This is a genomic window from Hymenobacter endophyticus (genome assembly GCF_032464715.1).
Lineage (GTDB): Bacteria > Bacteroidota > Bacteroidia > Cytophagales > Hymenobacteraceae > Hymenobacter > Hymenobacter endophyticus.
In genome coordinates, this window is sequence record NZ_JAWDJT010000002.1 from 613532 (window position 1) to 630262 (window position 16731).

15 protein-coding genes are annotated in these 16731 nt (G+C 59.2%); 8 read left to right on the forward strand and 7 right to left on the reverse strand.

What is annotated here, in order from left to right:
- Window positions 1-97 precede the first annotated feature (97 nt).
- Window positions 98-2947 (reverse strand): 2-oxoglutarate dehydrogenase E1 component, encoded by a 2850-nt coding sequence (locus ROI90_RS04980; RefSeq protein WP_315997231.1) that lies wholly within the window; start codon window positions 2945-2947, stop codon window positions 98-100.
- A 290-nt stretch (window positions 2948-3237) separates the two neighbouring features.
- The gene (locus tag ROI90_RS04985) at window positions 3238-4434 is read right to left on the reverse strand and encodes an SMP-30/gluconolactonase/LRE family protein (protein WP_315997232.1); all 1197 of its coding nucleotides are present in this window, start codon (window positions 4432-4434) and stop codon (window positions 3238-3240) included.
- A 458-nt stretch (window positions 4435-4892) separates the two neighbouring features.
- Here ROI90_RS04985 and ROI90_RS04990 point away from each other — a divergent pair, with 458 nt between their 5' ends.
- On the forward strand, window positions 4893-5414 hold the full coding sequence (locus ROI90_RS04990) for an RlpA-like double-psi beta-barrel domain-containing protein (RefSeq protein WP_315997233.1): 522 nt from the start codon (window positions 4893-4895) through the stop codon (window positions 5412-5414).
- A gap of 14 nt (window positions 5415-5428) precedes the next feature.
- On the opposite strand, the gene ROI90_RS04995 is transcribed toward ROI90_RS04990, so the two are convergent.
- Both ROI90_RS04995 and ROI90_RS05000 read right to left on the reverse strand, forming a co-directional pair.
- Entirely contained in the window at window positions 5429-6460 is a 1032-nt protein-coding gene (locus ROI90_RS04995) for a hypothetical protein (RefSeq protein ID WP_315997234.1), read from the reverse strand.
- A gap of 168 nt (window positions 6461-6628) precedes the next feature.
- Window positions 6629-7030 (reverse strand): hypothetical protein, encoded by a 402-nt coding sequence (locus tag ROI90_RS05000; RefSeq protein WP_315997235.1) that lies wholly within the window; start codon window positions 7028-7030, stop codon window positions 6629-6631.
- A 156-nt stretch (window positions 7031-7186) separates the two neighbouring features.
- On the opposite strand from ROI90_RS05000, the gene ROI90_RS05005 reads away from it, so the two are divergent.
- Window positions 7187-9256 carry a WG repeat-containing protein gene (locus ROI90_RS05005; protein ID WP_315997236.1) on the forward strand — a complete coding sequence of 690 codons (2070 nt, stop codon included), beginning with the start codon at window positions 7187-7189 and terminating at the stop codon, window positions 9254-9256.
- A 48-nt stretch (window positions 9257-9304) separates the two neighbouring features.
- Here the strand turns inward: ROI90_RS05005 and ROI90_RS05010 are convergent, their stop codons facing one another.
- Window positions 9305-9718, reverse strand: a complete 414-nt coding sequence (locus tag ROI90_RS05010) for a DUF6799 domain-containing protein (protein WP_315997237.1) — start codon at window positions 9716-9718, stop codon at window positions 9305-9307.
- 183 nt (window positions 9719-9901) lie between these two features.
- On the opposite strand from ROI90_RS05010, the gene ROI90_RS05015 reads away from it, so the two are divergent.
- The gene (locus tag ROI90_RS05015) at window positions 9902-10240 is read left to right on the forward strand and encodes a hypothetical protein (protein ID WP_315997238.1); all 339 of its coding nucleotides are present in this window, start codon (window positions 9902-9904) and stop codon (window positions 10238-10240) included.
- 85 nt (window positions 10241-10325) lie between these two features.
- Here ROI90_RS05015 and ROI90_RS05020 read toward each other — a convergent pair whose 3' ends face one another.
- Window positions 10326-11867 carry a hypothetical protein gene (locus ROI90_RS05020; protein WP_315997239.1) on the reverse strand — a complete coding sequence of 514 codons (1542 nt, stop codon included), beginning with the start codon at window positions 11865-11867 and terminating at the stop codon, window positions 10326-10328.
- A 203-nt stretch (window positions 11868-12070) separates the two neighbouring features.
- On the opposite strand from ROI90_RS05020, the gene ROI90_RS05025 reads away from it, so the two are divergent.
- The 5 genes from ROI90_RS05025 (at window position 12071) to ROI90_RS05045 (ending at window position 15387) form a co-directional block, all read left to right on the forward strand.
- Window positions 12071-12835: a hypothetical protein gene (locus ROI90_RS05025; RefSeq protein ID WP_315997240.1), complete on the forward strand. Its 765-nt coding sequence runs from the start codon at window positions 12071-12073 to the stop codon at window positions 12833-12835.
- A gap of 40 nt (window positions 12836-12875) precedes the next feature.
- Complete coding sequence (locus tag ROI90_RS05030) at window positions 12876-13481, forward strand: hypothetical protein (RefSeq protein WP_315997241.1); 606 nt, start codon at window positions 12876-12878, stop codon at window positions 13479-13481.
- Between the two features lie 75 nt (window positions 13482-13556).
- On the forward strand, window positions 13557-13775 hold the full coding sequence (locus tag ROI90_RS05035; protein ID WP_315997242.1) for a CsbD family protein: 219 nt from the start codon (window positions 13557-13559) through the stop codon (window positions 13773-13775).
- 155 nt (window positions 13776-13930) lie between these two features.
- The gene (locus ROI90_RS05040) at window positions 13931-14506 is read left to right on the forward strand and encodes a hypothetical protein (protein WP_315997243.1); all 576 of its coding nucleotides are present in this window, start codon (window positions 13931-13933) and stop codon (window positions 14504-14506) included.
- 50 nt (window positions 14507-14556) lie between these two features.
- The gene (locus tag ROI90_RS05045) at window positions 14557-15387 is read left to right on the forward strand and encodes a DUF1206 domain-containing protein (RefSeq protein ID WP_315997244.1); all 831 of its coding nucleotides are present in this window, start codon (window positions 14557-14559) and stop codon (window positions 15385-15387) included.
- 94 nt (window positions 15388-15481) lie between these two features.
- Here the strand turns inward: ROI90_RS05045 and ROI90_RS05050 are convergent, their stop codons facing one another.
- A complete protein-coding gene (locus ROI90_RS05050) occupies window positions 15482-16693 on the reverse strand; it encodes an NAD(P)-dependent oxidoreductase (protein ID WP_315997245.1) in 1212 nt (403 codons plus the stop codon).
- Window positions 16694-16731 lie beyond the last annotated feature (38 nt).

Here is a 16731-nt window from a genome sequence, read left to right on the forward strand (position 1 = left end):
GGTGGTTTTTTAGCTGATGGCTGTTGGCTACTGGCTGTTAGCTTTCCGTTGCGTGAAACTAATAGCCAACAGCCATTAGCTAACAGCTACTCAAAAGCTAGTCCTGCTTCTTGGCTACCTCATTGGTAGCTTTGATGTTGTCGTCAGCCACGGCTTCACGGGGTTTGTCGAAGGCGCGGGCCACGAGGTCCTTCTGCTCCTTCACGTGCACCTTGTTGTAGCCGGTAGCCGGCGAGGCCGAGGGCTTGCGCGAAATAACATCTTCCAGCTCGCGGCGCATGAAGCGCAGCAGGTAGTTCCAGTAGCCCATGTTCTCGGGCTCTTCCTGTACCCAGTACAGCTTGGCCTTGGGGTACTTGGCTAGCTCGGCGTCGAGCTGCTTTTTGGGGAAAGGGTGCAGCTGCTCCAGGCGCACCAGGGCCACGTCGGTGCGGCCCGACTGCTGCTGCTCGTCCAGCAAATCAAAGTACACCTTGCCCGAGCACAGCAGCACACGCTTCACCTTCTTAGCGTCGGCGTACACGTCGCCGAGCACCTCGCGGAAGTGGCCGGAGGTGAACTCCTCCACCGGCGACACGCACAGCGGGTGGCGCAGCATCGACTTGGGCGACATCACCACCAGCGGCTTGCGGAACTCCCAGGTTAGCTGGCGGCGCAGCGCGTGGAAGAAGTTGGCCGGCGTGGTCATGTTGGCCACGATGATATTGTTTTCGGCGGCCAGCTGCAGGAACCGCTCAGGGCGGGCGTTGGAGTGCTCCGGGCCCTGGCCTTCGTAACCGTGGGGTAGCTGCAGCACCACGCCGTTCATGCGCTGCCACTTGCTTTCACTGCTTACGATGAACTGGTCAATCATGGTCTGGGCACCGTTGGCGAAGTCGCCGAACTGGGCTTCCCAAATCACCAGGGCCGTGGGGTTGGCCATGGCGTAGCCGAATTCAAAGCCCAGCACTGCGTACTCGCTCAGCAGCGAGTTGTAGATGCTCAGCTTCTCCTGGCCTTCGCCGATATAGTTCAGCGAGTTGTACGGGGCCGAGGTTTCGGCGTCGTGCAACACGGCGTGGCGGTGCGAGAACGTGCCGCGCTGCACGTCCTGGCCGCTCACGCGCACAATATGCTTCTCGTCGAGCAGGGAACCGTAGGCCAGCAGCTCGCCGGCGGCCCAGTTCAGCACGCGCGTCTCGAAGAACATCTTCTTGCGCTCCTCCATCAGCTTTTCAATCTGCTTCAGGGGGCGGAAGCCTTCGGGCAGCGTGGTCAGGGCCTTGCCTACTTTGGCTACCACTTCCTCACTGATGCCCGTCTCCGGCGACTTCTCGAAATCCTCGGGCTTACTGCGGCGCAGGGTGCGCCACTCGTTTTCGAGGGGCTGGTAGTTGTAGGGCAGCGGCTTCTGTTTCACCATATCCAGGCGGGCCTGTAAGGTGTCGCGGAATTCCTTGTCCATCTGCTGGGCCAGCTGCGCGTCCACGTCGCCGCGCTGCACCAGCATGGCGTTGTACACCTCGCGGGGGTTCTGGTGCTTGCTGATGAGGTTGTAGAGCGTGGGCTGGGTGAACTTGGGCTCGTCCGACTCGTTGTGGCCGTGGCGGCGGTAGCACACCATATCAATGAAGATATCGGCGTGGAACTGCTGGCGGTACTCGGTGGCGAGGCGCACGGCAAACACCACTGCCTCGGGGTCGTCGCCGTTCACGTGCAGCACCGGCGCGTCGATGATCTTGGCGAGGTCGGTACTGTAAATCGAAGAGCGGGCGTCCTCGAAATCGGTGGTGAAGCCCACTTGGTTGTTAATCACGAAGTGCAGCGTGCCGCCGGTGCGGTAGCCTTCCAGCAGCGACATCTGGGTCAGCTCGTAGCCGATGCCCTGGCCGGCCAACGCTGCGTCGCCGTGGATGAGAATGGGCAGAATCTGGTGGTAGTCGCCGCCGTACTGGTGCTCAATCTTGGCGCGCACGAAGCCTTCCACCACGGGGTTCACCGCCTCCAGGTGAGAGGGGTTGGGGGCCAGCTTCAGGTTGACTTTCTTACCGCCTTCGGTTTCCACCTCCGACGAGTAGCCCATGTGGTACTTCACGTCGCCGTCGCCCATAGTCAGATCCGGCACGGCCGTTCCCTCGAATTCCGAGAAAATCTGCTCATAGGTCTTGCCCATGATGTTGGCCAGCACGTTCAGGCGGCCGCGGTGGGCCATGCCAATCATCACCTCCTGCACGCCCAGCTCCGAGGCCTTATTAATAATAGCGTCAAGGGCCGGGATGGTGGTTTCGCCGCCTTCCAAGGAGAAGCGCTTTTGGCCCAGGAACTTCGTGTGCAGGAAGTTCTCGAACACCACGGCCTCGTTTAGCTTGCTGAGGATGCGCTTTTTGTAGTCGATGCTGGGGTTGAAGCTCAGCGAGTCTTTCTCCACCTTTTCGCGGAACCAGTCGAGCACCTGCGGGTCGCGGATGTACATGTACTCGAAGCCGATGGTGCGGGTGTACACCTTTTGCAAGGCGGCCACAATCTCGCGCAGCGTGGCTTCCGAGCCCAGACCCAGCACTTCGCCGTTCTTAAACTTGGTATTGAGGTCAGCGTCGCTCAACCCGAAGTCGGCAATGCTCAGGCGGGCCTTACGGTCCTTCCGCTCCCGCACCGGGTTGGTTTTAGCCACCAAGTGGCCGCGGCTGCGATAAGCGTGAATGAGGTTGCGCACCTGCGTTTCCTTGTCGGCAGCCACCGTGTCCACGGCCCGGATAGCGCCGGCTTGGTTGGTGCTGGCGGGCGTAGTCAGCACACCCTCACCGTCGGCCTGCGGAATACCACCTTCGGGATACTGCTGGGCGAAGTCGAAGCCTTCAAAGAATTTCTGCCAGCTCGCATCCACCGACTGCGGGTCGGCCTTATAAGACTGGTACAGGTTGTCGAGGTAGTCGCCGTGGGCGTTGGCGATATAAGAGTTGGCGTCCATGCGGTGGGAGCTGGTAGTGTCAGGGGGTAAAAGTAAATAGCCTGATCAGGAAGTAAAAACTGATATGCGCATATGCAAATAAACTTGTTAATCAACAGTATAACTCATCATAAGTTTCTTTAGATGATACCGATATCCAATCTATCAAATAAATACAAAGGCCGTCCGCGTTGAAAAGAAAGGGATTCAGTGAAATAGTAGCGCGAACTTTGTAGTTCGCGCCCCCAAACGGCTACCGTTGTTACGGCGCGGGGACGCGAACTACAAAGTTCGCGCTACTGCCTGCGGTGCTACTTCAATGCCATCTTGAAGATGTAGTAGGGCTGATCCTGCTTGCCCAAGCCTTTGTTCCAGGTAGGCGTCTTATGGATGGCTGAGGTGGTCACGTACAGCGTCTTACCGTCGCCGGAGAAGGCAAACGTGTCGGGCCACTCCAAGCGCGGGTCCTGCACCACCGTTTCGATTTTGCCGGCCCGCGTGCGGCGCTTGATGGAATGATCCTCGAAAGCACTCAGGTACAGGTTGTTATCCGCGTCGATTTCCATGCCGTCGGAGGCGGGCACTTTGCCTAGGTCCTCAATCTGCTGGGCCAGTTGCGTATCCGACAAGGCCGGGTTGCGCAGAGCTTCCGTCTTGATGCGGAACAGGGTGTAGCTGGTCAGGGGCTTCCAGTACAGGTACTGCATATCCTGGCTCAGGGCAATGCCGTCGGCGTTGAACTGGGCGCGTTTGCCGGTAGCATCAATAAGCTCCTTGCCGTCGGCCTTGATGTTAAGCGTGGTGTCGCCCATCATCGACGAGTGGCCCGCCAGTAGCTTCCGTGCCTTCCCCGACTTCAAATCTACTACCACCAAGCTGCCCACGCCCGACTCGGTGATGTAGGCGTACTGGTTTTGGGTATCGATGCGGACGTCGTTGAGGTAGGATTTGCGGGCGGCTACGCTTTCCGGGATGCTGATGTTCTGCACCACCTTATCGGTTTTGGGGTCAATCTTGACCAGCTTGGGGCCGCCGGGCACGGTGCCTTTAATGCCGGGCGAAGCGGGGTCCAGCACCCACAGCATACCGGTTTTGTCGGCGTGCACGCTCTGGGGGCAGATCCAGTGCTTCTGGGGCTCGTTTTTCACGGTTTCGTTCCAGACGCACCAATTAGCGTCAGGGTAGCCTTTCACCGAGCCGTCGGGCATCACCTCCGCCACGGGGTTCACTGGGTTGTTGTCCCAGCGCGGAAAGTCGGCAAACACGCGGCCGTCGGGCAGCACGGCCACACCCACCATCTGCGGCTCCCGAAACTGGGCTACTACCTGCAGCGGCGAGTTGGCCGGAGCTACGGGTGCGGCAGTCCGAGTTGAGTCGGTCGGGGTTTCAGAAGTTGAAGCCGTCTGGGAAGAGGGCGAGTTGCAGGCTTGGGCGAGCAAAACAGTGGCTACAAAACCTGAGTTGCGCAAAGTGGCGGGCAGATTGCGACTGATGAAAGGAAAAGTCATTAGGGGAGTCGGTCAAGAGAAACAGAACACTACGGCGTAGCCGGTCGGGCATTGCTTGCTTGACATACGAGTACCCGGATGCAGAGTTCTGACCACTCATTGCTGCCTCCAAAACCTCCCAGCCAGTCTTTGCGTATGGGGCCAAACTATTGCCATTACTACGCCTAATTCAACTAAAATTATTAGCAATTGCGTGAAAACTCAGTTTAAAAAAAAGCTGTACCTTTGAGCCCTTCAAAGCGACATTATTTTACAAGTGCAATAAATTATATAATATGTCTATATTCAAGCATTGTTTATTGCTTTTCACGCCTGTTTTCGGCTATTCTCGCCGCTGACCATACTTAAAAGGGCCTCAATAGTCTGCTAACGCGGATGGCGCCCACACCCACTAGCCGAGTCGGGCCGGCTGTCCATTCTCTCCGGACAATCAGCGAGAGTCCACGAACCCAAACGTCATGTCCATTGCGTTATTCTTACTGACCTTCCTCTTCCCACCCCGCACTATTTCTGTTCCCGCCCTGGCCTTACCTTCCACGGTAGCCAGCCTGAGCCCCCGCCCGGTATCCGTTGCTATTCCGGTAGTAGCCCTGAAAAAGGCTCCCAAAACCCTGTCGTACCGGGTAACCGCAACTACCTACTGGCCTGAAGTCGGCCAGACGGACGACGCCCCGATGGAAACCGCCGATGGTTCCATCATTCCGACCCGCCACTCCAGCAAAACCCGCTGGCTGGCTGTTTCCCGCGACCTACTTGATAAGTGGGGCGGCCCCTTTCGCTACGGCGAGAAGGTGCAGGTACGCGGTATTTCAGACGACCTCGACGGTGTCTATATTATTCATGACACCATGAACCGCCGCCACCGCCACTGCGTGGATGTGCTGGTGAATGAGCGGGAATGCAAAAATGGCCTCGAAGGCCGCTGGCCCGATATCCGGATCAGCAAGCTTGCTCCTGAGCCCGTTTGGCAAGCCGGTTAACCCAAGCGGCTTTCTTACTTATTTCCGGCTTTGTTGGCCTCCGGGTAATGCTTTATTACCCGTGGTTGTCCCCCCGCATCATATAGGAAGGTGAGGGGCTCGGCCGGATTGCGCACAATTTCCTCCAGCGGAATTTGCCACCGCTTCCACATTTCCAGCAACGACTGGGCGTAAGCGCTATTTTCCCAGGGGTTGAAAATATCCCCGGTAACATCATCAATTAGGGTATCCATGATGACTTCCACGTCGCCGGGCTTTACCGGGCGGGGGTAGTAATCGGGCACCACATTGAGCAGATAGGCCGCGTAGTACACTCGGGCCTTGAACTCGGCTACCTGCACCGGGTGCAAAGGCCGATAGGCATCTTGGTACACTCGCCCCATGGCTTGCCGGATAATGCCATTATCGACCAGACAGGCCACCAGCACCGTTTCATCAAGCTTAATGCTGAAGGCAATAGTGCTCAGGTCGTCGTCGTACTCGAAGGGCATCTCGTCCTGGGCGGGGTCGGCTTCCAGAATAAAGAGGGAGCCGGGCACGAAATCTTCGTATTCCATAGGTACGCGCAGGGCTTGCAGCGGCTGATAGAATGCCTGGAAGCGCCGAAGCAGCTGGGCATTTTCGGCCAGCGGGTACTGGGGCTTGGCCAGGGGGTCCATTTCGGTGAGCAGCTCCGTTACCAGCACGCCATAGAACATCTTACCTAGCCACAGAAACAGCGTCTGATCATCCAGTTGCCGGAAACCCCGGATCCCCTCTTGGGCGGCGGCTTCCACCCGGGCTTCCAGCGGCTCTACGTGCTGCGTACGACAGGTAGGGCAGCAGGCAATGCGCAGGTGTTGATACTGCACAATACTCATATCCAGCAGCTTAATCTGCCGCTCCTGCAGGCCGTAGCGCGTCATCAGCCAATCGGCGAATACGGGCACGGTGTCCTGGGGGGGGGTAGTGGGGTTGCCGCACAAAAAGCACCGGTGCATACTGAACTGCATGCCTTCGAATGGGTCGTAGAGGGTAAGCGCGGCGCGGGGCTGGATTTCGGACATACTAGCTGGGCTGGAACTGCAAAAGTAGGGGGCTGGCAGCGCGTGTAGCAACGCCCGACGCAACCTGGCCATAAATACTCAACCACCCGCTACTTGTTTTTGGCCCGCACAGCAAGGCCCCGACTACGCTTGGTAGCCGGGGCCTTGCTGTGCGAACCGCAGGAGACGTTACCGGGAAAGAGAAGAACCCAGCTTGATGAGCAGCTTGCCCAGTTGCGTGAGAGGCCCCCGGTAATCATCGGAGGTTTCGTCGGCTACTTTCGAGGTTTCAGCTCCTAGGGTGGCCAGAGTTTCCGCCAGATCATGAGATTGAGTATCAGCAGCATCGAGCTGACGGCGCAGGGTAACAAGCTCCTGAATAATTTTGGCCAATCCGGGCCGCTCAGAAGCACGCAATACTTCCGTCCACCGGTCTATTTCGGCCAGGCCGTGCTGCCCAGCTTTGTCGGGAGCACCGGCATTGAGCAGGTTCAGCGTGTCCTCGAGGAGGGCAGAATTTTGCTGATCCGTGACATCAAGCGGTATGGTGGGGGTGGGGGTAGGCTGCGGGGTGGAGGCAGTAGAATCCATGAGTATGAAGGCAAGGAGTAACGAAAAAGGTACGACTAGGCGCAAACGGCTATACTTGTCTGGGCGCGGAAAAGTTGGCACATCCTGTGCCGGTGCGTTCCGTACAACCCCGTCCATTCCAGCCGGGCCAGTTTCTGCCCGCCCGGGCCGCTCCTTATGTTACACACCTACCTTTCGGCACCGTTCACCTCCCCCACTCGTCGGCAGCAGTTTGAAGCCGTAGCCGCCGCCCTGCAAACGGATACTGCGGCGCCCTTTACCGTGCTGCTTGGTAACGTTGACGTGGGTACCCCCGACTTTCTGGATGCCCTTATTCTGCGGCCGCGCAGCATTACCCTGGTGCAACTGATACCGCAAGGAGGCCTGCTGACCATGACCGACCTGCGCGCCGGCATGTGGTACCTGGATGGCACGCCGCTGGAGCTACCGAACGGGGCAATAAACCCGTTTGGGCGGTTTGAGCGGCAGCGCGTCGCTCTGGCCGACTGGCTTGCCCAGTACTTGCCAGCCGACGCTGCCAACCTGCAGTTTATCAGTGGCCTGGCACTGTTTGGGGCGCCGGTCCGGTTTGGGCCCGAAGTGGAGAATCATATGGCCACGGTGCCTACTGCTTCCCAGTTTCATTTGCTGCCCGACCCCACCCAGTTTACCCGCCGCCTGGCCCGCCTGACCACCCCGGAAATTGAGCTGACCGAAGCTGACCTGGAGCCTTTGCTGCATGAGGTGGAATGGCTGCCCGCCGACGGTGCGGCCGCAGCGGCCAGCACCCCGGAACAGCCCGGAGCCAGTGGATTGCTGCGGCAGAAAGCGGGGCAGCTGTGGCGCTGGCTGGGGGCCGAGGACCTCGACCACCTAGACCGCACCTCCTCAGGCTACGAAATTGATTTAGATGCCCGGAATCAGGAAAAGCAGGAGCTGGAAAACCTGCGGACTCAGATGCAGCAGGATCTGCAGCAGCAGCTTAGTGCCCTAGCTACGCGGGAAGCGGAGCGGGAGCGGCGCATCACCCAGCTGCAGCAGCAGCTCAGTGCCGCACCCGTAGCCCCCGAAGCCCCCGATATTCAGGCGCAGCTGGCCGCCGAGAAGCGCGAAAAAGATGTGTTGGAGTCTTCCATGCACACATACCGCCAGGAGCTGGAAACCCGCAACCAGGAGTTGGGACAGAAAATTCAACAGCTCGAAAACCTGATTGAGCGGTTGGCTGCCGCACCAGTTGCCCCCCCTGCGGCGGCTACCACAATCCCCGATCCTGCGGCGGCGGCGGCAACTTCTACTACTCCGCCGGCTCCACCCATGCCCGCTGTGCAGCCCAGTGTTCCGCCCCAGCCCAGGGCGTCACTTGCTGCACCCTGGCAACCAGCTACACCACCGCCCGCCGCCAAGCCGACAACGGCAGGGCCCAAGGGTACCGGAACGCGCGACCAGGTTGGCCGGCCGAGCAGTGCCGTGGCTGGTAGTTTCGCCGGCTGGCTGCGGTGGTGGCCGGTGCTGTGGCGGCGGGTTTCGCAGCAGCTGACCAAGCTGCCGGCTTTTGCGGCAGGTCGCCCCCGTGCGGGTGTGCTGGCCGGCGGAGTTGCCGCTGCGGTACTGCTCATGCTGGTTTTATGGCGCTGCAACCGCTCAGAGGCCCCGGTTGCCTTCACCGAAAACGGCCTCACCGGCTTGTTGGCCGCCGATGGCGACACGTTGCTGCCAGCCCGGTACACCAGCATCGGCGCATTTCAGGAGGAGCGGGCGGTAGTGGAAAAGGAAGGCGTTTTCGGATTTGTACAGGCAGATGGCACGGAGGTAATACCCCCGGCTTATGATGCCCTCTATCCTTACGCCGATGGGTATGCCCGAGCCCGAATGGGCGGCCTCTACACGTTTCTAACCAAGGAAGGAGCGGAGTTCAGCAGTTACTACTACGCCGCCCGCGACTTTGCGGAGGGGCGGGCAGCCGTGCTCGACCATCGGGGCTGGCATTACATCAGCGGGCCCGAGGAGCCGGCGCAACCAGTTATCTTTCAGGAGGCTTACTCCTTCCAGCAGGAGCTGGCCCGGGTGAAAACCGGCGGCCAGTTCACCTTCATCACCCCAGCTTACCTGGCCGACACAACGGAGGGCACTTCCCCTTTTGGCCGCTACACCAGCGCCACCGACTTTGACGAGCAAGGGCGGGCCAGAGTAGTGCAAAATGGGCGGACCTTCTGGCTGGACCGTAATGGTGAAGAAGTAAAAGAGTAGTGTGCTCTACCGTGCCCAAGTCACGCTTTAACGTACTGTGTCGCGGGCTTATTTGTGCTTTTTGCGCTTGCCATGCCCCTTGCCCCGGCCCCGCCACCAGCTTTTCCAGCTCCCGTTGGATTGCATTACGACCTGCCGCGCCGACACGGGCGGGGCGGCTCCCACTAGCTGGAACTGCCCCGCCGGGGTGCGGCTTACTGCAGTGGGCTCACCCAGTAACGTGCAGCCTTGCCCGTCGCGCAGCTCAGTGCGGCGGCCGTCCCGCTGCACCACAAATCCGTCGCGGGTAACCAAGCGGCCGTTGGGCAGGCGCACATCCTGCGGCATGGGCCGAACCTGGCCGTTGCGCAGCAGATACATGGCACCGTCGCGGCGCTGGAAGCCGTCGTTGGCCTGAGCCCATCCGGCTAGAGGGAGCAGTAGCGTTAGGAAAAACAGCGCCAGGCGCAGAATACACAGCATGAATAAGTGGAAAGCAAGCAGAGAAATGTAGCCAAGCATACGCTGGCTGGCCGGCAAAGTTAGCCGCCCAAAGCAGGCCAAAATCCTGTATATCCGGCCGGGTTACCTTCGAAACACAACGGTTATTAAACTCTGAACCACTTGCTAGCGTGGCACATCTACAACCTACTTTTTTGCTGTTTCATGAAAACGCTGTTTAAATCCTTCTTCGTGGCCGTGGCCGTCACCTTCTCGGTTGCCTCCTGCACTGAGCCCGGCAAACAAAACGCTGAAGCTGCCGCCGAAAATACGGCCGATGCCGCTGCTGCTGAGGCCAACAACGCTGCCACGGCTACCGATAATGCCGTAGAAAACGCCGGTCAGAAGATGGAAGCTGCTGGTGAGCAGGCCGCCGCCACCACCGAAGCCGCCGCCGACAAGGCTGCCGCCGAAACCAAAGAGGCCGCTAATAAAGCCGCTGCCGCCACCGAGGAAGCCGCTGGCGACGCCAAAGCCGAAATCAATGCTGCTCAAAAGCAGTAAGCAAAGTATCCGGCCTTAAATCAAGGCCACAGGAAAGCCCCGCTTGGTCACAGGCGGGGCTTTTTCATGCCGCAGTAGTGTGTTCTCAGGCCAAGGCAACTCCCGGCGTTTCGGTTGCTCCAGCCAGCTCCAACAGAACTTGATAATAGGGCCGCCGCTCAATGCGGGCCTTCAACCAACTGTAGAAACTCAGCGCCTGCAAGTCTTCCTGCTCCAGCGGCACGAAGGCGGGTAGCTGGGTAGCGCGGGTTGCCAACTCCGGGGAGCGGGCCGCATCGGGGTTTTCAATGATGTCGCGTACCAGTTGCAGGTAGCCCAGCACGGCCGCGTAGCCGCCCCCATCGGGCCCGAAACGCTCCTTCACGAGACGCTCAATGGCGCGCAGGCGGTTCAGGGCCAAATCGGGGTTGCCCAGCTCCAACTGAATCAGCATTTCGCCCATGTTGCGGTTCAGTACCCACTCTACGCCCATTTCCTGCTCACACCAATGGTCGGTGCGGCCAATGGCCAGCAGCACCTGGTTAGCCTTCTGAAATTGTCCTTCGGCGAAATAGTGGAAGCCCAGGCCCAACCGGGCCGTCAGCTGCTCACGGGGCGGCAGCGTGGTTTTCAACACTTCTTCCAGTAGCCGGATGCTTTCGGCGTTGCGGCGCAAGAAGGCGTAGTTGGCGGCCAGCAGAAAGGTGTAGCGGGCCCGGTAAGCCGCTCCCCGCAGTCGGGAACCCTCATCGAGCAGCACCCGCAGTTGCTCCAGGTACTCCGTTGATTCCTGAAACCGGCGGGTTCGGTACAGGGCGTGGGCAATCATGTAGAGCAGGCCTAGTTGCGCCTCCCGGTGAGCGGGTGAGAAGCCATGGCGCTTTTCCATAAGGCGGTAGCACCGTATCACGAAGGGCGCGAAGGTGAGGTAGTCGCGCCGCACCAGCATGGCCGCGCGGGCAATGGACATGAGCCTGTAGAGCAACGCAGGCCGGCGGGCAAAGGCTTCCTGCAAATCGTATTCGCGCAGCACTTCCCCCAGAATCCCATCAAACGACTCGCCGGCCCGGCCTTTCACCCGGGCCTCGCGCAGGCGCTGGCGGATGAGACTATCGGCAATGTTGGCACGCTCCTCCTCATCGGCGGCTTTCTTGTTGAGGTTGCGCCGCCGAATAATGTCCGGCAGGTCGTCGGCGTGCTTGCTGCCGGCCTGGGCAATCTGCAGGTTGTACACCGTGTTCAGCAGCTCGTACTGCTCGTTCTGCTGGGCCAGCTTCTCGGCTTTGCGCAGCATATTCCAAGCCAAGCGGCCCACCCCGGCCTCAAACAGATATTGGGCCAGGGTGAGTAGCCCCCGTACCGAGGAAGCCGCCGTGGGGTCTTGCTGGCGCTGGCGCAACAGCAGAAAATCGGTGAGGTGGCGCATCAAGCGCTTGCGCAGGGCGTAGTAGGCCACAGCATTGGGCTCCTCGGGGTAGAGGCGGGCCAGTAGCTCCTCGGTAGCATACTCTTTCTGGTGCAGCAGCAGGTCGCAGAGGCGCACATCCATGCGGCCCTTCTGCTTGCGGCGCTGCCGCTGAATAAACTGCCGGAAATCCTTGCGGTCATCGGCCGAGAAAGTGCTGAGCGTAGTCCGCAGGTCATCCATAGCGGTAATATAGAAGGGCTGTTTGTAGAACCCAAGTCAAGCGCTCCATAAGTCTGAATAATATCCTATATTACTTTACAAATCAACTATTTACACCTATCATAACCGCACCCATATAGTCTGAGCTATATAGAAAATGGTTAGGGTAATGCCGCTGAACGTGCAACCTTCGGAGCATCTTCAACACTCGGCTTTTTATGCATATGAATCGTTTACTCCTGTCCCTGATTTTGCTGCTGGCTGGCTTCGCGGCGCATGCCCAGGATTTACTTACCAAAACCACCGGCGAAGAGGTGCAGGTGAAAGTGCTCGAAATCACGCCCACGGAGGTACGCTACAAGCGCACCGATAACCCCGACGGCCCCCTGATTACCATGCGCCGCACCGACGTGTTTATGATTCGCTATGCTAATGGCACCAAGGAAATGCTGGGCGGCAGCCTCCCTTCCGGCGTGCCCGCCACGGCACCGGCGGCCGGCCCCGCGGCCGGCACGGGTGTGGCCACGGGCGCTAGCGTGCCCGGCGACGAGGCCCCGGCTTACGAGGATATTCACCTCAGCGGCCCGCGCCTGGGCTTTACGCTGCTGGCGGGCGGGGTGGCCGACAAAGCCAACCGGGAGCTGAATGTGAATCCTTTTCTGACGCAGTTCGGCTGGCAGTTTGAAACCCGCATTTTCCGGATGCCCAACGGCACCTCGGGCTTGCTGGAGATTGTGCCGCTCATCGGGGGCTTGGAGCAGGGCCAATTTCTGCCCAGCCTGAACGCCCTCATTGGTATTCGGGGGCCCAAAGGCCTGGAGTTTGGCCTGGGGCCGAACGTGTCGCCGGCCGGGGCGCACATTGCGCTGGCCGTGGGCACTTCCTTCCGCAGCAACGGCATCAACTTCCCGGTCAACTTTGCGGTGGTGCCCGGCGACGGGGGCGCCCGGTTTAGTCTGCTGTTCGGCTTCAATTCCCGCACCCGTTAGCAGCCGCGTTTTCTACAATTCTCACCTCATTTTTCATCTTATGCGCCACCTTCTACTTGTACTCTGCGGGCTGCTGTTAACCCTGCGCGCCACCGCCCAGGACGTGATTCTGCTAAGCAACGGGGAAGAGCTAACCGGCAAGGTGCTGACCATCACGCCCGAGCTGGTTACCTATATCAATTCCTCGGCCGACACGCTCCGGGTAGCCGCCACGCAGGTGTTTCTGATCCGCTACCCCAACGGCACCAAGGATGTTTTTCAGCGCCAGGCCACTGCGGCCCCAGCTTTGCCCGGCCTCGCCCAGGAGGCCACGTATGACCAGGGCCGGCGCGATGCCCGCGCTTATTTTAAAGCGCCGGGGGCTTTCTGGGGCACGTATGGGGCTACCATAGTTACCATTGCGTATGGCGGAATAGGGGGAGTTGCCACAGGAATGGGCATTAGCCTGACGCCGCCCAAGAAACAGAACATGCGGGTACCGGACCCGGCGCTGCTTAAAAGCCCCAACTATGTAGCGGGCTACCAGCATCAGGCAAGAAATAAGAAATTTGGTAATGCAGCGGGTGGATACGGAGCAGGGGTTGGTACCGTGGTAGCATTAGTGGTAGCATTATTCTTCATCAACGGCGGAGTGAATCACATGTAACTTTCATTAGCCTTTGGTAACCTGCCGCTAAGCTGCACCGTACAGGGGTATACTTTCAACCAAACCCTACCCACCATGGACGCTAACAACAACGGCATCAACGACGCCACCGAGCTGCGCGCTCGGGGCAATTGGAACGAAATTAAAGGCCAAGCCAAGCAGAAGTGGGGCAACCTCACCGACGACGACCTGGATTATCAGGAAGGCCAGCAGGACGAGTGGTTCGGTCGCCTGCAGCAGAAGACTGGCGAAACCATTGATGATATCAAACACTGGTTCCAGCGCACCTTCTAAGCGCAGGCGCTACTTGAGAAAGTAGTGGTCCAAAAAAACTCAGAAAAGGCCTGGTACCGCATGGTATCAGGCCTTTTCTGAGTGATGACAACTCTAGCAGCCCCCACCGGCACACCACTCCGCATTATCTATAGCTTTGGCTACTTCAGTTTGTCATGACTACTCTAGTGGAAGATATTCGCACATTGGGGAATACTGCCTTGCTGCGGCTGCCTAAAACGGCTTTTCTGTGCTCCCGGGACTACCCGCTTAGTATTGAGCGCGTAGCCTATCTGTGGGCGATGGAACAGCGGCAGCTGGGCTACTGCGTGCTGTCAGGTTTTCATTCGCGGCTGGAACAAAGTATTTTCCGGTTTCTGCGGCGCGATGTGCAGCAGCCCATTGTGTATGCGCTGGGCCGGGGAATTCAACCCTCCATGCCCTTGGACTATGAGCGGGATATACAGTTGGGCCGCCTGCTCTTCATTACCCCTTTCGAGCCTAACGTTATGACCGTGACACAGGAAACGGCCAACATCCGCAACCAGCTTATCGCCGATTTGGCTGACCGATTTTTCGTACCCTATGTGCGCCCCGGCGGCAACCTGGAGCAGCTGTTGCTGGATGATGCCACCATGCGCAACAAGCCGCTGCTCATGCTGAACTTACCCGAAAATCAGCCATTTATTCGTCGGGGAGCCCGTTTATACCGGCCGCCGGGCTTGCTGGGTGGGGCACGCTTCAGCCTTTAGCGTCCAAACTTCGTAAGGCAGAAACTCCTCTCCCCTAACTCTGTCTTACTATGTCTGTTTCTTCCTCTGTTCAGGCAGCGCTGCCTACTTCGCCTTCCTCGGGTATCCGGGCACTAGCCCGCTTTGGCTTCGCGGCCAAAGGCATTGTATATCTGCTGATGGGCTTGCTGGCCTTGCTGGCAGCTACCGGCCAGCAGGGTGGTCAAACCGCCGATAAAAAGCAAGCTGTCCAAACCCTGCAGAGCTTACCTGGTGGCACCGTTCTGCTGGGCCTTATTGCCTTTGGGCTGCTGGGCTACATTGTGTGGCGTTTCACTCAGGCCCTGCGCGACACCGAAAATAAAGGCTCCGGAGCTAAAGGCATTGGGCGGCGCCTGGCCTACGCCGGTAGCGGCCTGCTGTATGCCAGCTTGGCCTGGTACGCGGCCAACCTTGCCCTGGATGGCTCCGCCAGCCAGGGAGGTAACAGCCAACAAACCCTGGTTGCCCGCATCCTCAACTGGCCCGCCGGCGAATGGATTATTATGCTGGCCGGACTGATCACTATCGGCGTCGGCATCTATCAGATTGTAAAGGCTTACTCCGGCTCCTTCCACAAGCACGTGAACAGCGCCGATATTCCGGCAGGCCAGCAAAACACGGTGTATCGTATTGGGCAGCTCGGGTACACGGCCCGGGGTATTGTAATGGCTATTCTTGGCTATTTCCTGCTGCAAGCGGGCCGCAAGCATCAGGCCGCCGCCGTAGGCACCACCGATGAGGCCTTCGACCTACTGGCTACCATGGGCCCGGCAGTGCTTGGCATAGTAGCTCTGGGGCTAATGTGCTACGGCCTGTATATGCTGGTGCAAGCTAAATACCCCGTTTTGCCCCGCGTATAGGCTCACTTATAGCAACAAACAGCGCGTCCTTTCGCAGTTTTATGCGGAAGGACGCGCTGTTTGCTTTCGAGCCATTAATGATAAAAGGCCAGATCTACGCCACGTAATCCTGCAGGTACTGGTACCGCTCGGTGAGCTGGCCGTTGCGGGCAATGGTGGCGCGCTCAATCACGGCGTCGCCGCCCTCGTGCATTAGGTGGGGCAACACGTTGTCGATGAGCTGACGGCCAAAGTCACGGCTGGCGTTGCGGGGCAGTTCGCAGGGCAGGTTATCCACGGCCATAATAGTAATGTTATCAGGCCGGGCGTAGGCGGGCTCCAGCTCACTGGAAGTGGGGTTGTAATCGAAGGCGGGTTCTTGAATGCTGCTGCTGCGCTTGGTGGTCGGGATGGAGCCGTCCACGTCGCAAGTCACGTCGGCAATGGTATCAAGACGGAAGTGGGAGCGGCGGGTATCGTGTTCCGAGAACAGCCTGGGGCCTTGTGGGTGCCAGTAGGCGCAGGCAATGAGCAGATTGGTTACGGGCAGAAAGTTCTGGAACGTGCTTTCATACTCGTGGGGGTTGCGGTGGAAATCGGGGGTGTCCCACACGCGGCCGTCGCGGCGGCGGTTGTAGTCGGAACTGCGCAGCTGGGTGTACACGGGCTCCGTGAAGTCGTGGTACAAGTAGTCGTACACACTTACCCGCCGGATGCCCATCATGTCCAGCACTTCCACTGCCCCCTGCCCCACGCGGCCGGTGCCGGTCACGGCAATTTTAATGGGTGGCAGGCGCTTCACCTTGAAAAACTCCTCCTGCATATCCTCCATATCCACGCACTCGTAGGCCGGCTTTAGCTCGTAGAGGCCGTGCTTGCGGCCGTAGGTGAGCAGGCCGTTGTAGGCACCCACAATGCCAGCCCAGCGCCCGAAGGCTACAATTCGCTCGCCTTGTTCGTTAGTGAGTAGTTCGTAGTCGATGAGGGTGATGTTCTTGGCCAGCACCTGGCGCAGCAGCTCCCGGTTAGCAGGCTGCTTTTTCACGGTGTGGGAGAAGAACAGATACGTTTTGTTAGGAATAAGCTGCTGCGCGGGCACTTCCTTTACCCCCATCAGAATGTCGCAATCCGACACATCGGGGCGCACGTCAATGCCTAGGTTGCGGTATTCCTGGTCGGAGAAGCAGCGGATGGAGCTTTCCTGCGCCACTATTTTCAGGCCAGGGAAGCGGGCTTCAGCCTCAGCGCATTTTTTGGGGGTGAGCGGGACGCGCTTATCGGGCGGAGTTTTACCTTCTCGGATCAGGCCAATGGTGATGGGACGCATGCGGTGGGAACGGGTGGGTTTCGGGGGCTAAAGCTGCG

What these genes read in the sequence shown, in the direction of transcription:
- ROI90_RS05000 (WP_315997235.1), bottom strand. Translation starts at nt 7,030, where the DNA reads ATGGATTCTACTGCCTCCACCCCGCAGCCTACCCCCACCCCCACCATA.
- ROI90_RS05010 (WP_315997237.1), bottom strand. Translation starts at nt 9,718, where the DNA reads ATGCTGTGTATTCTGCGCCTGGCGCTGTTTTTCCTAACGCTACTGCTC.
- ROI90_RS05015 (WP_315997238.1), top strand. Translation starts at nt 9,902, where the DNA reads ATGAAAACGCTGTTTAAATCCTTCTTCGTGGCCGTGGCCGTCACCTTC.
- ROI90_RS05005 (WP_315997236.1), top strand. Translation starts at nt 7,187, where the DNA reads ATGTTACACACCTACCTTTCGGCACCGTTCACCTCCCCCACTCGTCGG.
- ROI90_RS05025 (WP_315997240.1), top strand. Translation starts at nt 12,071, where the DNA reads ATGAATCGTTTACTCCTGTCCCTGATTTTGCTGCTGGCTGGCTTCGCG.
- ROI90_RS04985 (WP_315997232.1), bottom strand. Translation starts at nt 4,434, where the DNA reads ATGACTTTTCCTTTCATCAGTCGCAATCTGCCCGCCACTTTGCGCAAC.
- ROI90_RS05030 (WP_315997241.1), top strand. Translation starts at nt 12,876, where the DNA reads ATGCGCCACCTTCTACTTGTACTCTGCGGGCTGCTGTTAACCCTGCGC.
- ROI90_RS05050 (WP_315997245.1), bottom strand. Translation starts at nt 16,693, where the DNA reads ATGCGTCCCATCACCATTGGCCTGATCCGAGAAGGTAAAACTCCGCCC.
- ROI90_RS05020 (WP_315997239.1), bottom strand. Translation starts at nt 11,867, where the DNA reads ATGGATGACCTGCGGACTACGCTCAGCACTTTCTCGGCCGATGACCGC.
- ROI90_RS05045 (WP_315997244.1), top strand. Translation starts at nt 14,557, where the DNA reads ATGTCTGTTTCTTCCTCTGTTCAGGCAGCGCTGCCTACTTCGCCTTCC.
- ROI90_RS04995 (WP_315997234.1), bottom strand. Translation starts at nt 6,460, where the DNA reads ATGTCCGAAATCCAGCCCCGCGCCGCGCTTACCCTCTACGACCCATTC.
- ROI90_RS05035 (WP_315997242.1), top strand. Translation starts at nt 13,557, where the DNA reads ATGGACGCTAACAACAACGGCATCAACGACGCCACCGAGCTGCGCGCT.
- ROI90_RS05040 (WP_315997243.1), top strand. Translation starts at nt 13,931, where the DNA reads ATGACTACTCTAGTGGAAGATATTCGCACATTGGGGAATACTGCCTTG.
- ROI90_RS04990 (WP_315997233.1), top strand. Translation starts at nt 4,893, where the DNA reads ATGTCCATTGCGTTATTCTTACTGACCTTCCTCTTCCCACCCCGCACT.
- ROI90_RS04980 (WP_315997231.1), bottom strand. Translation starts at nt 2,947, where the DNA reads ATGGACGCCAACTCTTATATCGCCAACGCCCACGGCGACTACCTCGAC.